This window comes from Kutzneria viridogrisea DSM 43870, assembly GCF_000525635.1.
Lineage (GTDB): Bacteria > Actinomycetota > Actinomycetes > Mycobacteriales > Pseudonocardiaceae > Kutzneria > Kutzneria viridogrisea.
In genome coordinates, this window is the sequence record NZ_CP007155.1 from 5,009,230 (window position 1) to 5,021,626 (window position 12,397).

General features: G+C 71.4%; 14 protein-coding genes. 6 read left to right on the top strand and 8 right to left on the bottom strand.

Annotated elements, in window-relative coordinates; translation table 11 throughout:
- Nucleotides 1-2 precede the first annotated feature (2 nt).
- Nucleotides 3-932 carry a 5'-nucleotidase gene (locus KALB_RS22065; protein ID WP_025357888.1) on the bottom strand — a complete coding sequence of 310 codons (930 nt, stop codon included), beginning with the start codon at nucleotides 930-932 and terminating at the stop codon, nucleotides 3-5.
- Between the two features lie 148 nt (nucleotides 933-1,080).
- Between KALB_RS22065 and KALB_RS22070 the strand changes: the two genes are divergently transcribed.
- Nucleotides 1,081-1,572, top strand: a complete 492-nt coding sequence (locus tag KALB_RS22070; protein WP_025357889.1) for a nucleotidyltransferase domain-containing protein — start codon at nucleotides 1,081-1,083, stop codon at nucleotides 1,570-1,572.
- Nucleotides 1,573-1,624: 52 nt separating this feature from the next.
- Nucleotides 1,625-2,125, top strand: coding sequence for a DinB family protein (locus tag KALB_RS22075; RefSeq protein ID WP_025357890.1), 501 nt, complete (start codon nucleotides 1,625-1,627; stop codon nucleotides 2,123-2,125).
- Here the strand turns inward: KALB_RS22075 and alc are convergent.
- The 6 genes from alc to KALB_RS22105 are packed head-to-tail and all read right to left on the bottom strand — an operon-like array spanning nucleotide 2,111 to nucleotide 9,005.
- Complete coding sequence (gene alc / locus KALB_RS22080) at nucleotides 2,111-3,226, bottom strand: allantoicase (RefSeq protein ID WP_025357891.1); 1,116 nt, start codon at nucleotides 3,224-3,226, stop codon at nucleotides 2,111-2,113. The genes KALB_RS22075 and alc overlap by 15 nt on opposite strands.
- The gene (allB, locus tag KALB_RS22085) at nucleotides 3,223-4,551 is read right to left on the bottom strand and encodes an allantoinase AllB (protein WP_025357892.1); all 1,329 of its coding nucleotides are present in this window, start codon (nucleotides 4,549-4,551) and stop codon (nucleotides 3,223-3,225) included. The genes alc and allB overlap by 4 nt, the downstream gene beginning before the upstream one ends.
- A 29-nt stretch (nucleotides 4,552-4,580) precedes the next feature.
- Entirely contained in the window at nucleotides 4,581-5,648 is a 1,068-nt protein-coding gene (locus KALB_RS22090; protein WP_025357893.1) for a glycerate kinase, read from the bottom strand.
- Complete coding sequence (gene gcl / locus KALB_RS22095; RefSeq protein ID WP_081789448.1) at nucleotides 5,648-7,342, bottom strand: glyoxylate carboligase; 1,695 nt, start codon at nucleotides 7,340-7,342, stop codon at nucleotides 5,648-5,650. The genes KALB_RS22090 and gcl overlap by 1 nt, the downstream gene beginning before the upstream one ends.
- Nucleotides 7,342-8,211, bottom strand: a complete 870-nt coding sequence (locus KALB_RS22100) for an NAD(P)-dependent oxidoreductase (protein ID WP_025357895.1) — start codon at nucleotides 8,209-8,211, stop codon at nucleotides 7,342-7,344. The genes gcl and KALB_RS22100 overlap by 1 nt, the downstream gene beginning before the upstream one ends.
- Nucleotides 8,208-9,005 (bottom strand): hydroxypyruvate isomerase family protein, encoded by a 798-nt coding sequence (locus KALB_RS22105; protein ID WP_025357896.1) that lies wholly within the window; start codon nucleotides 9,003-9,005, stop codon nucleotides 8,208-8,210. Before KALB_RS22105 ends, KALB_RS22100 begins: the two co-directional genes overlap by 4 nt.
- A gap of 100 nt (nucleotides 9,006-9,105) precedes the next feature.
- Here KALB_RS22105 and KALB_RS48585 point away from each other — a divergent pair, with 100 nt between their 5' ends.
- The 4 genes from KALB_RS48585 to pucL are packed head-to-tail and all read left to right on the top strand — an operon-like array spanning nucleotide 9,106 to nucleotide 11,309.
- A complete protein-coding gene (locus KALB_RS48585) occupies nucleotides 9,106-9,588 on the top strand; it encodes a helix-turn-helix domain-containing protein (RefSeq protein WP_025357897.1) in 483 nt (160 codons plus the stop codon).
- A 55-nt stretch (nucleotides 9,589-9,643) separates the two neighbouring features.
- The gene (gene uraD / locus KALB_RS22115) at nucleotides 9,644-10,123 is read left to right on the top strand and encodes a 2-oxo-4-hydroxy-4-carboxy-5-ureidoimidazoline decarboxylase (protein ID WP_025357898.1); all 480 of its coding nucleotides are present in this window, start codon (nucleotides 9,644-9,646) and stop codon (nucleotides 10,121-10,123) included.
- On the top strand, nucleotides 10,120-10,443 hold the full coding sequence (gene uraH / locus KALB_RS22120) for a hydroxyisourate hydrolase (protein ID WP_025357899.1): 324 nt from the start codon (nucleotides 10,120-10,122) through the stop codon (nucleotides 10,441-10,443). The genes uraD and uraH overlap by 4 nt, the downstream gene beginning before the upstream one ends.
- A gap of 2 nt (nucleotides 10,444-10,445) precedes the next feature.
- Complete coding sequence (gene pucL, locus KALB_RS22125) at nucleotides 10,446-11,309, top strand: factor-independent urate hydroxylase (RefSeq protein ID WP_025357900.1); 864 nt, start codon at nucleotides 10,446-10,448, stop codon at nucleotides 11,307-11,309.
- A gap of 30 nt (nucleotides 11,310-11,339) precedes the next feature.
- On the opposite strand, the gene KALB_RS22130 is transcribed toward pucL, so the two are convergent.
- Entirely contained in the window at nucleotides 11,340-12,380 is a 1,041-nt protein-coding gene (locus tag KALB_RS22130) for an epoxide hydrolase family protein (RefSeq protein WP_025357901.1), read from the bottom strand.
- Between the last annotated feature and the right edge of the window lie 17 nt (nucleotides 12,381-12,397).

Consider the following 12,397-nt stretch of genomic DNA (forward strand, 5'->3'; position numbering starts at 1 on the left):
TGTCACTGGTTGACGATCCCGAAGGGAACGTGCACGCAGGGCACTACGAGCGAGGCAGGTTCGAGGTGCCGCGACTGGTCGTCGAAGAACATGTGCGGCCGCAGGACTTCGAGCACCAGTCGCTTCTCCACGCCGCCCAGGAAGAACGCGTCGTTGACCAGCACACCCCAGTGCTTCAGGCTCGCCATCGCGCGCTCGTGGGCCGGGGCGCCGCGGGCGGTCACGATGGAGATCCGGACGCGGATCTGGTACTCGGGGCAGTCCAGCTTCCGTTGCTGCTCCACGCGCTGGATCCTGTTGAGGTTCCTCAACAATCCCAGCAGCGGTCCGGGATTGTGCGGGACGCGCGCGTTCGCGGTCTCGTAGTTCTGGAAATCGTCCACCGATCCGCGTTGCGTCACACGCTCGGATTCGTCGTCCGCGAGCACGCCGTCGAAGTCGAACGCGATGCGGAGTTCCCTGTCGGTGTGGTCATCCTCGAACGCGGCGGCGCGCAGCACCCGCCCGCCCGGAAACCCGAGCCGCACCGCCTCGCGCACGTCCTCCTCGTTCGCCGAGAGGAACAGCGACATGTTCAGTGCTGGGATGAACCGGTACGGGGACCGCCCCTGCATGAAGATCGCCCTCGTGATCGGCAGGTCGTGGGTGGCGATCGACCGCATGACGCGCAGGCCGGTGTCGGGATCGTTCCTCGACAGCACGATGACCTCGACCAGTGGGTCCTCCGGTGCGGCCAGATCGTTGAGCGACAGGAGCCTGCGTACCCAGCCGAGCGCGACGCCGGGCTCCAGCGCGCGATCGAGGTTCTGCTCCTGGTAGCGCCGGTACTCCTGCTCGCCGCTGTCCCGGAACACACGGTCGGACTCGGCCAGGTCGAACAGCGCGCTCGACGCCACACCCACGACCAGGCGGTTCTCCAGCTCGTAGGACATGTGAACTCCCCTCGCCGAGGTACACCCTCCATGCCGCACCGGACGGCGGTCCGTTACGCGTGGTCGTCAGACCGATGCCGACTCGTGCCGCCGATCAGGCGAATCGGGTTGCGGTCGCGGGGCTGGAACCGGTAGGCCGTTGCCCGTGATGGACGGCTCCTCCGTGTTGCGGGTACTGGCCGTGCTCCAGGCGGCCGACGTCGAGGTGTGGATCGGCGGCGGCTGGGGCGTGGACGCGTTGGTGGGCAGGCGAACACGGGCGCACCGGGATCTGGACCTGATGCACAAGGCGGAGCAGGAGCCGAGGGTGGTGGCGGCGCTGCGGGCGAGCGGGTTCGTGGTGACGCTGGACGAGCGGCCGGTGCGGTTCGTGATGGCGGACGACGCGGGCGTGGAACTGGACCTGCACCCGCTGGTGTTCGCCGAGGACGGGTCGGCGGTGCAGGCGGCGGACGCGAGCGGCGGGCGGTTCGAGTACCCGGCGGACTGCTTCGTGACGGGCAGCATCGAGCAGGCGAGGGTGCCCTGCCTGTCGGCGGCGCAGCAGGTGTACTTCCACCAGGGCTACGAACCGGCGGGACGGGACCTGCACGACATGGCGCTGCTGCGTGACGAGTTCGGCGTGGCCACGCACTTCTGATCGGACCCGGTACCTGACGCCAGCTGTCAGGTATGGCGGGCAGGATGGGCCCATGATGGTTCCTCCGATCAGCGATGAGCGCAGCGGGCTGCTGACGTTCCTGGCGAAACAGCGGGCGGCGGTCCGCGCGACGGTGCGCGGGCTCAGCGAGCAGCAGGCCCGCAAGGCGGCCAGTGCGAGCGACCTGTCCCCGCTGTCCGTGTTGCGGCACGTCAGCCGCAGCGAACGGCGGTGGGTGGTGGCCGGGCTGGCGGGCCGCCCGCTGCCGGGGCTGTGGCCGATCACCGACTGGGAGAACGAGTTCGTGCTGGACGAGTCGGACACAGTGGCCCGGTGGCTGGCCGACTACGAGGAGACGGCGCGGCTCACCGAGCAGATCGTGGCCGAGTTGCCCAGCCTGGACGTGCCGTGCGCCTTGCCCGAGGCGGCGCAGTGGTCGGCGCGCTGGGTCCTGCTGCACCTGATCGAGGAGACGGCACGGCACGCCGGGCACGCGGACATCGTGCGCGAGTGCCTGGACGGGGCGAAGGCGCACCAGCTAGTCGATCAGTAACCCCGCCAGTGCCTCGGGCAGCGGCTGGTCGGCGTCGAGCGGGCGAGGTCCCGGCTCGGCACCGAGCACCGCGCGGGCCTGCTCGGCGGGCAACTGGTTGAACCAGTGGCCGATCAGGTGCCGCCTGCCGTCCTCGGTGGGCCGCCCGTGCAGGCGCAGCCGGGCCATGCCCCCGTCGGGGTAGACGTCCAGCCGCACGTGGGTGGCGGGGCGGTCGCCGCTGAGCGGGAACCGGTGCACGGTGTCGGGTTGCAGCCGGGTCCTGGGCAGCAGCGTGAACCAGGCGTCGGGATCCTCGATCGCGCCCAGGCAGCCGCTGAGCGAGGCCCAGCCGGGGGCGTTGCCCTTGAAGTGGCTGGTGTCCAGCTCGGCCAGCCGCACGACGCCCTCGGTGGCCAGCCGCAGCAGCACCCAGTCGTTGCCGGAGTCGCGGCGGCGGGCGGTCTCCCAGCCCTCGCCCATGACGGCGGCCGGTCCCGGGGCGATCAGGTTGGACGGCCGCGAGTAGAACATGTTGCTGCAGTCCAGGGCCTGCCCGCCGTTGGCCAGTGCCGCGAGGTCCAGGACGGCCCCCGGCAGCAGGCGGGGGTCGGCCACCGGGCCGCCGTGCACGCGCAGCCGGGCGACCCCGCCGTCGGGGTGGATCGTGAGGCGGACGTGGGTCCAGCGGCGGTCGGAGTCCACGTCGAAGGCGTTGGCGTGGTCCCCGCGCAGGGCGGAGCGGGACAGGATCGTGTGCCACTGCGCCGAGGCCAGTTCCTCGGGGCTGGGGTAGCCCTCGACCCCACACGCCTCCACGGAGGCCTCGGGCGGGTAGTTGCCGGTGAAGAACGCGGTGTCGACCACCACCCCGCGCACGACCCCGGGCACGCCCAGCCGCACCACTGCCTGGTCCACCCCGGGTTCGCGGCGCCGACGGGTCTCCCACCCGTCGTAGACCTGTCCCTTGTGGCCGAAGGTGTAGGTGTCGAACCGCGGCGCCTCGGGCTTGATCAGGTTCTCCCGCTCGGCGAAGAACTCGTCGTTGGCCCACAGCACGGCTCCGCCGAGCCTGCGGGAGGCCAGGTCGGGCAGTGCGGTCCAGGCGGGCGCGTCGGTCATGCCTCTCCTCTGCTCAACAGCCGTCCGTGCGGGTGATCACCGGTGACCGGCACGCCGCGCAGCCAGGTGCGGCGCACGACTCCGGTCAGGTCCAGGCCGTGGTACGGGGTGACGGGGTTGCGGTGGGCCAGCGCGCGCACGTCCACGGTGAAGCGCGCGTCCGGGGCGAGCACGCACAGGTCGGCGTCGGCTCCGACCTCGATGCGGCCCTTGCGGCGCAGCCCGGCAAGGTCGGCGGGGCGCTCGGCCATCCAGCGCACCACCTCGGTGAGGTCGTGCCCGCGTGAGCGCGCCTCGGTCCACACCGCGGGCAGGCCCAGTTGCAGGCTGGCGATGCCGCCCCAGGCCTGCCCGAAGTCCCCGGTCTCCAGCCGTTTCAGGTCCGGGGTGCACGGCGAGTGGTCGCTGACCACGCAGTCGATGACGCCCTCGGCCAGCCCGCGCCACAGCGCGTCCCGGTTGGCCTGCTCGCGGATGGGCGGGCAGCACTTGTACTCGGTGGCCCCGTCCGGGATCAGCTCGGCGGCGAAGCTGAGGTAGTGCGGGCAGGTCTCGGCGGTGATCGGCAGGCCCTCCTCCTTGGCCTGGGCGATCAGCGGCAGGGCCTCGGCCGAGGACAGGTGCAGCACGTGCACGCGGGCTCCGGTGCGCCGGGCCAGATCGATCACGGCGGTGATCGCCCGGTTCTCCGCGCGGCGCGGGCGGGAGGCCAGGAAGTCCTGGTAGCGGCGCCCGCACGAGGGTGGCGCGGCGTCGATGGTCTCGGCGTCCTCGGCGTGCACGATCATCAGCGCGTCCCGCTCGCGCAGCACGCGCAGCGCGTCGGCCAGCTCGAAGTGGCTCAGCGGCGGGAACTCCGGCACCCCGGAGTCCAGCAGGAAGCACTTGAAGCCGAACACCCCGGCCTCGTGCAGTCCGGGCAGCTCGCCGAGGTTGCCGGGCACGGCCCCGCCCCAGAAGCCCACGTCCACGTGCACCTTCTCGCGCGCGGCGGCCCGCTTGACCACCAGGGCCTCCCGGGTGACCGTGGGCGGCAGGCTGTTCAGCGGCATGTCCACGATCGTGGTCACGCCCCCGGCCGCGGCGGCCCTCGTCGCGGTGTCGAAGCCCTCCCACTGGCTGCGGCCCGGGTCGTTGACGTGCACATGGGTGTCCACCAGCCCAGGCAGCAGCACCTCGTCGGCGGCCAACTCCACTGTCGCGGTGGCGTCCACCGGGGCGTCGGCCGCCTCGATGGCGGCGATGCGGCCGTCCCTGACGCACACGGCCAGGCCCCGAACCCCCTCAGCCGTGACCGCGCTGCTCGCGCGCACCACAAGGTCCATTGTGGACATTGGAACCTCCTCACGCCCGTTCAGCAGCATAGGTGATCCTCAACAATGCGCCCGGCGATGATCTCCAGCAAGGGTCCGGGCGCGGACAGGCACCGTGACCGATCGGGTTCCAGGTCGGTCAGGGCGTACGCGGCGGCGAAACCCGCGCCACGCAGCTGCGCCGTGCTCAGTTCGCAGCGGCCGGTCACGGCCACCACCGGCACACCGCGGGCCGCCCGCGCGAGGCCGACCGGGGCCTTGCCATGCAGTGACTGCTCGTCCAGCGCGCCCTCCCCGGTGACGACCAGGGCCGCGCCGCGAACGGCGTCGGCGAAACCGAGCAGGTCGAGCAGCACCTGCACGCCGGGTCGGCGCTCGGCGCGCAGCACGGTCAGCGCGGCGAAGCCCACTCCCCCGGCAGCGCCCGAACCGGGTGCGAGCGGGTCGCCGCCGAGCACCTCGGCCCAGCGCCGCAGGCCGTCCGCGAGCAGCGACACCTCCAGCGCGGTGGCGCCCTTCTGCGGGGCGTAGACCGGCGCGGCCTCGCGCAGCGGGTTGTCCACGTCGCTGGCCAGCACGAACCGGGTCGTGCGCAGCCGCGGGTCCAGCCCGGACAGGTCGACCCCGGTCAGCTCACGCAGCGCAGCACCGCCGGGCCCGCGCGCGTTGATCAGTCGTGCGCCCAGGGCGTGCACCATGCCCGCGCCACCGTCGGTACTGGCGCTGCCGCCCACCCCGAGCACGATCCGCCCGCAGCCCCGGTCCAACGCGAGCCGGATCAGCTCGCCCACGCCGTAGCTGGTGGCCGTCAGCGGGGCGGTGCCGTGGGACAGGCCGGCGGCCTGCGCGAGTTCGATCACCGCGGTGGGCCCGCGGACCGCCAGCGCGGCCCGCACCGGCAGCCCGAGCGGGCCGGTGACGGTGGCCGTCACGCGGTGGTACCCGGCGGCGCAGGCGGCGTCGACCGTGCCCTCGCCGCCATCGGCGATCGGCAGTTCGCGCAGGTCCAGGCCCGGTGCCGCACGGCGCAGACCGGCCGCCAGGTGGTCGGCGACCGCGCTGGCCGTCAGCGAGCCCTTGAACTTGTCCGGGGCGAGCAGGACACGCATCAGCTGACCGGTTCGAACTCGACCACACTGTCCAGGGCGCTGCCCATGGACGCGTTGGCCGCGCGGTCGATCATGACCTCCACGAGCACCGGCCTGCTCGTCCGCCGTGCCTGCCCGCGCGCCCACTCCAGGGCCCCGGCGATCTCCCCCGGCTCCACGACACGACGCCCGCTGCACCCGTACGCCTGCATGATCCGCACGTTGTCGGTGCCGTGCTCGTCGTAGTGGATGTCCACCTCGCAGTTCATGCCGTACCCGGTCTCGGCCTGCCGGATCAGGCCCAGGTACTCGTTGTTCAGCATCACCAGCACGAACGGGATCTCGTACTGGGCGGCCACGGCCAGTTCCTCGACCAGGAACTGGAAGGAGTAGTCGCCGACCACGGCCACCACCTCGGCGTCCGGGCGGGCCGTGCGCACCCCGATGGCGGCCGGGATCTCCCAGCCCAACGGCCCGGCCTGGCCGCAGACCTGGTAGTGCCGGGGCCGGTGCACAGTCTGGAACTGGCCGGACCAGATCTGGTAGAGGCCGATCGCGGTGACGAAGTAGGTGTCCGGGCCGAAGGTGCGGTTGAGCTCGCGGAACACCCGCGGTGCCTTGATCGGTGTCGTGTCGAAGTCCTCGCGACGCGGCAGTTCACGGCGTAGTTGACCGATCCGGCGGACCCACACGGCGTGGTCCGGTCGCTGTGCACGGTGGCGTGCGGCGTCCAGCAGGGCGTGCAGGAACAGCTTCGCGTCCGAGACGATGCCCAGGTCGGGGCCGAAGACCCGGCCCAGTTGGGTGGGCTCCACGTCCACGTGCACGAACTTGCGCCGCCCCCGGTAGACCGACAGCTCACCGGTGTGCCGGTCGCCGAAGCGGGCGCCGACCGCGAGCACCAGGTCGGACTCCAGGAACGCGGCGTTGGCCCAGCGCTGGCTGGTCTGGATGCCCGCCATGCCCGCGAACAGCTCGTGGTTCTCCGGCAGCGCGCCCTTGCCCATCAGGGTGACCTGCACCGGCACGCCGAGGTGTTCGGCCAGCTGCCGCAACGGCTCCGCGGCCTCGCTGAGGATCACGCCGCCCCCGGCCAGGATCAGCGGGCGCTCGGCGGCCAGCAGCAGGTCCAGCGCACGCTCCACCCGCGGCGGGTGCGGGGCGGGCACCTCCACCGGCAACGGGGCGTCGATCGACGCGTCCCACTCGATCTCTTGACGCTGCACGTCAAGTGGCAGGTCGATCAGCACCGGGCCGGGCCGTCCCGAGCGGGCGAGGCGGAACGCCTCGCGGAAGATCCACGGCGCCTGCGCCGCCTCCCTGACCTGCACGGCCCATTTCGTGACGGGTTCGGCGATGCGCACGATGTCCACGGCCTGGAAGGCTTCCTGGTGCAGCTTGGTGCTCACGGCCTGGCCGGTGACGCACAGGATCGGCACGGAGTCGGCCTGCGCGGTGTAGAGACCGGTGATCATGTTGGTGCCCGCGGGGCCGGAGGTGCCCACCGCGACGCCCACGTTGCCGGTGGTGCGCGCCCAGCCGTCGGCCATGTGCGTGGCGCCCTCCTCGTGCCGCACGATCAGGTGCTCGATCGGGCTGTGCTCCAGCGCGGCGTAGAACGGCAGGATCGCGGCGCCCGGACAGCCGTAGACGGTGGTCACGCCCTCGGAGGCGAGCACGTCCACGACCGCCTGCATGACGGGGACCTTCGGCATCACGACCTCCCGGACAGGGCTTCGACAACGGTGAGCAGGGCGGAGTGGTCCAGTCCGCCGTGGCCCATGGCACGCGCTGCGGCGACCAGTTGGGCCACCAGCGCGGTCAGCGGCAGCGCGACCTCAGCCTGCCGTGCGGCGGCCAGCGCGATGCCCATGTCCTTGTGGTGCAGGTCGATCCGGAACCCCGGCTGGAACTGGCGGGCGATCATCGCCGCCCGCTTGAGGTCCAGCACCCGGTTGGCGGCCAGGCCGCCCGCGAGCACGTCCAGTCCCGCCACCGGGTCCACCCCGGTGGCCTCCAGCAGCACGATCGCCTCGCTGACCAGCCCGAGGATGCCGCCGACCACGAGCTGGTTGGCCGCCTTCACCACCTGCCCGGACCCGGTCGGTCCCACGTGCACGATCGTCGCGCCGAGCACCTCGAACAGGCCGCGCGCCGCGGTGAAGTCGGCCGCCGACCCGCCCACCATGATCGACAGCGCGGCCCGCTCGGCCCCGGCCTGCCCGCCGGAGACCGGCGCGTCCAGCACCCGGATCCCCTTGCGGTGGGCCGATTCCGCCAGCCAGGTGGCGGTGTCGGGCCGTACCGTGCTCATGTCGATCAGCAGCAGCCCCGGCTCGGCCTCGGCGATGACCTCGCCGCCGACCTCGCGCACCTGCTCGTCGGCGGGCAGCATCGTGATCACCACCTCGGCCCCGCGCACGGCCTCGGCGGTGTTGGCTGCCGCGATTCCGCCGGCCGCAACGAGTTTCTCCACGGCGGGCGCGCTGCGGTCGTAGCCGCGCACGGTGTGGCCGGCGGCGGCCAGGTGGGCGGCCATCGGTGAACCCATGATGCCCAGCCCGACGAACCCGATCGTGGTCATGGCTTCCTCCAGAACGTGTCCAGCCAGCCGAAGCTGTCCGCACTGGCCCCGGACGGCCGGTACTCCACCCCGACGTGGCCGCGATAGCCGTTGCGGTGCAGGGCTTCCAGGTGTCCGCGCAGGTCGATCACGCCCGAACCCGGCTGGTTGCGGCCCGGTGCGTCGGCGATCTGCACATGGCCGACGCGGTGGGTCAGCGCGGTGGCCAGCGCGTCCAGGTCGTCCCCGTTGACGGTGAGGTGGTACAGGTCGGCGAGCAGCCGCACGTTGTCGGCGCCGACCCGGTCGGCCACGGCGAGCGCGTCGGCGGCGGTGCGCAGCGGGTAGTCCGGCGCCGCACTGAGCGGTTCCAGCACGATCGTGCCGCCGATGGCCGCCACGGATTTGGCCGCCGCCGAGAGGTTCAGCAGAGCGGTCTCGTCCTGTTCGGACGGATCAACACCAGCGATCCTGTTGCCGTACAAGGCGTTGAAGGTGCGACACCCGAGCCGATCGGCTATCCCCACGGCGATCGACACGCTGTCGGCGAGCTCATCGCAACGGCCGGGCGCCGACACGATGCCGCGCTCCCCCGCCGCCATGTCCCCGGCGTAGAAGTTGAGCGCGGCCAGCCGCAGTCCGGCCCCGGACACGGCGGCCACGAAGCGGTCCACCTCGGCGTCCGCAGGCGTGGCGGTGGCGAAGGGCCACCAGAACTCGACGGCGCGGAAGCCCAGCCGTGCGGCGGCTTCGGGTCGTACGAGTAGCGGCAGTTCGGTGAACAGGATGGAGAGGTTCAGGTCGAAGTCCAACACGGGAAGCTCCGAATTTCGTATTGTGGAAGTTAACTTCCGACTAGTGAGAGACTAGGCGAGCGGCCCGCGAGCGGTCAACGCCCGCGCTACGGTGCGAGGCGTGGATCTGGAGGCCGAGTTCACCACCGAACCGTTCCTCGCCGAACGGCACGGCGAGCCGCCCGAGCACGCGACCCGGGCCAAGCAGGCAGCGCTGGACGCGGGCCTGGACACCACGTTCGGACCACTCGGTACCACCGTGCGAGCGGAGGACGAGATCCTGCTCGCGGCGCTGCCGGAGATCGTCCGCGCGGCCATGCGGGGCGGCGCCACCAGGGTCACGCTGCGGCTCAACGTGCTGCCCGCACAGGAGGTCCCGGCGCGACATGGGCTGGCCAGCGCACTGGAGCAGTTGCTCGGCGAGGTCGCGGCCGAACTGGGCGGGGACCTGGCCGACTTGACGCGGGCCGACAAGCAACGGGCGGTCCGACTACTGGAGGAACGCGGGGCTTTCAGCCTGCGCAAGTCCGTGCCCGCGGTGGCGGAAGCCTTGGGCGTCACCCGCTTCACCGTCTACAACTACCTGAACCGGGAAGACACATGATCGACTTCAACAAACTGTTGACATCGCCGAAGCGCCACTCGTAGCGTGCAGGCGCATGGACCTCAACAGCGCGCCCGAGATGGATCTGGCCGAGCGGTTGACGACCTGCCTGGCGGTACCCCGCTGGGTGCGTGAGGTGCTGGCGGGCCGCCCGTACGCGGACGAGCAGGCGGTGCTGGTCACCGCCGAACGGGCCGCGGCGGAGCTGACCGACGAGGAACTCACCGCCGCGCTCGCCGGGCACCCCAGGATCGGCGAGCGCGCGGCGAGCGCAGACCTGGGCGCGGCGTGGTCGCGCTCCGAACAGTCCGGAGTGGACGGTTCGGCGGCCGAGGAGTTCGTGGCCGCCAACGAGGTCTACGAGCGCAGGTTCGGGCGGATCTACCTGGTGTGCGCCTCGGGCCGCAGCGGACCGGAGTTGCTCGCCGACCTGCGCTCGCGGCTGGACAACGACCCGGTCACGGAACTGGCTGTCACCAAGGACGAACTGCGCAAGATCGCCTTGCTGCGGCTCAGGAAGGTGCTCGAATCATGAGTGCGATCACCACGCACGTGCTGAACACCACCAGCGGGCTGCCCGCGGCGGAGGTGGCCGTGCGACTGGAATGCGACGGCCAGGTCATCGGCGAGGGCGTGACCGACGCCGACGGGCGCTGCCGCGAACTGGGGCCGGACCGGGTGCAGGCCGGGGTGTACCGGCTGGTGTTCGACACCGACGGCTACTTCGCCCGCACCGCCACGGAGGCGTTCTTCCCCGAGGTGGTCATCACGTTCCGGATCACCGACCCCGACCGGCACCACCATGTCCCGGTCCTGCTCAGCCCGTTCTCGTTCACCAGCTACCGAGGGAGTTGACCGTGGGCATCACCCTGGGCGCCAACCAGTACGGCAAGGCGGAGAACCGACTGGTCACCGTGTCCCGACAGGGCTCGCGGCACGAGATCCGCGACCTGACGGTGAGCACCGCGCTGCGCGGGGACCTCGCCGACACGCACCTGACCGGGGACAACAGCAAGGTCCTGGCCACCGACACCCAGAAGAACACGCTCTACGCCTTCGCCAAGCAGCAGCCGCCCGGCCAGATCGAGGAGTTCGGGCTGCGCCTGGCCCGGCACTTCACCGGGTCCTTCGAGCAGATCACCGGGGCGCGGGTGATCATCGACGAGCACGCCTGGCAGCGCATCGACGACCACGACCACTCCTTCGCGCGGTCCGGCGAGGAGAAGCGCACCACCACCGTGACCGTCCACAACGGACAGGAGTGGGTGGTGTCCGGGCTGCGGGACCTGGTGGTGCTCAAGTCCACCGGCTCGGAGTTCCACGGGTTCCCGCGCGACAGGTACACGACCCTGCCGGAGACCACCGACCGGATCCTGGCCACCGCCGTGACCGCCCGCTGGCGCTTCGCCCACCTGGATGTGCCGTGGGACAAGAGCTTCGCCGAGGCGCGGCAGGCCATGCTCGCGGCCTTCGCCGACACGCACAGCCTGTCCCTGCAACAGACCCTCTACGCCATGGGCAAGGCCGTGCTGGAGGCTCGCGAGGAGATCGCCGAGGTGCGGTTGTCCCTGCCGAACAAGCACCACTTCCCGGTGGACCTGAGCAAGTTCGGACTGGACAACGACAACGAGGTGTTCTACGCGGCCGACCGCCCGTACGGCCTGATCGAGGGCACTGTGCTGCGCGAGGAGGCCCCCGAGCCCGGGCCCGCCTGGGACTAGAACTGCCTGATTGTCACGCCATGGGTCGTTTCAGCCGCCCAGCTTGATCGCACGGTGTACGTCGCCGACGTAGGCCTCGGGCTGCTCCCAGGCTGCGAAGTGGCCGCCGGCCTGGTGTTCCACATAATCACAAACGTTCAGGAACACCTCGGCGTAGCTTCGCGGCTCCGGTTTGATGTCGCGCGGGAACACCGAGAGCACGGTAGGGGTGTCGATCCGGTCAGGCAGGGCGACCGGTTCGACATAGGTGGCGAACGAGGTGCCGATCGTGCCGGTGACCCAGTAGGCGGTGACCCAGGTGAGCAGCTCGTCCGCGGTGAAGGCCGACTCCTCGGACCAGGACTCCAGTTTCTCGATGATCCACGCCGCCAGGCCGGCGGGTGAGTCGCCGAGAGCGACGGCGAGCGTGTTCGGCCGCGTCGACTGCTCCGCGATGTACCCGCCCTCGGCCCGGAACCACCGCGCCGACCGGTCGAGGTAGGCCGCCGCGTCCGGCGCGAGCTTCGCCGGGTCCGCCGAGAGTGCACGCTGCGGGGCGATGTTCGTGAGGTGCAGGGCAACCACCCGGTCCGGGTGTTCGGCCGCAAGAAGTTCCGCGATGGTGCCACCCACATCGCCGCCGGACACCGTGTACCGCGAGTAGCCCAGCTCGTCGAGAGCGTCCGCGACGATCCCAGCGATCCGGTTGGCCGACATACCGGCAACGGTGAGCGGAGCCGCGAACGGGAAGCCCGGCAGCGCGGGCACCACCACGTGAATGTCCGCGAGCAACGGCAGGACGCGCTCGAACCGCAACACCGAGTCCGGCCAGCCATGCAGCAGCACGACAACCGGGGCGCCGGGATCCACGGACCGCTGGTGGATCACCCGCAGTTCGGTGTCGCCTGCCCGCACCGTCACCCAGGGACACTCGCCGATGCGGCGCTCGTGCACGCCCCAGTCGTACCCGTTCGCCCAGCGTTCGAGCAGTTCGTCGAGGCGGGTGCCGCTGATGCCGCGCGTCCCGTCCGCACTCCACGGGGTCCTGACACGCCGTGTCTGTTGAAGTCGTTCCCGCAGATCATCGTTCATGTGTATCAGCGTACACA

Coding starts and splice junctions, on each gene's coding strand:
- KALB_RS22065 (WP_025357888.1), bottom strand. CDS start 932: ATGTCCTACGAGCTGGAGAACCGCCTGGTCGTGGGTGTGGCGTCGAGC.
- KALB_RS22070 (WP_025357889.1), top strand. CDS start 1,081: ATGGACGGCTCCTCCGTGTTGCGGGTACTGGCCGTGCTCCAGGCGGCC.
- KALB_RS22075 (WP_025357890.1), top strand. CDS start 1,625: ATGATGGTTCCTCCGATCAGCGATGAGCGCAGCGGGCTGCTGACGTTC.
- alc (WP_025357891.1), bottom strand. CDS start 3,226: ATGACCGACGCGCCCGCCTGGACCGCACTGCCCGACCTGGCCTCCCGC.
- allB (WP_025357892.1), bottom strand. CDS start 4,551: ATGGACCTTGTGGTGCGCGCGAGCAGCGCGGTCACGGCTGAGGGGGTT.
- KALB_RS22090 (WP_025357893.1), bottom strand. CDS start 5,648: ATGCGTGTCCTGCTCGCCCCGGACAAGTTCAAGGGCTCGCTGACGGCC.
- gcl (WP_081789448.1), bottom strand. CDS start 7,342: ATGCCGAAGGTCCCCGTCATGCAGGCGGTCGTGGACGTGCTCGCCTCC.
- KALB_RS22100 (WP_025357895.1), bottom strand. CDS start 8,211: ATGACCACGATCGGGTTCGTCGGGCTGGGCATCATGGGTTCACCGATG.
- uraD (WP_025357898.1), top strand. CDS start 9,644: ATGGACCTCAACAGCGCGCCCGAGATGGATCTGGCCGAGCGGTTGACG.
- uraH (WP_025357899.1), top strand. CDS start 10,120: ATGAGTGCGATCACCACGCACGTGCTGAACACCACCAGCGGGCTGCCC.
- KALB_RS22130 (WP_025357901.1), bottom strand. CDS start 12,380: ATGAACGATGATCTGCGGGAACGACTTCAACAGACACGGCGTGTCAGG.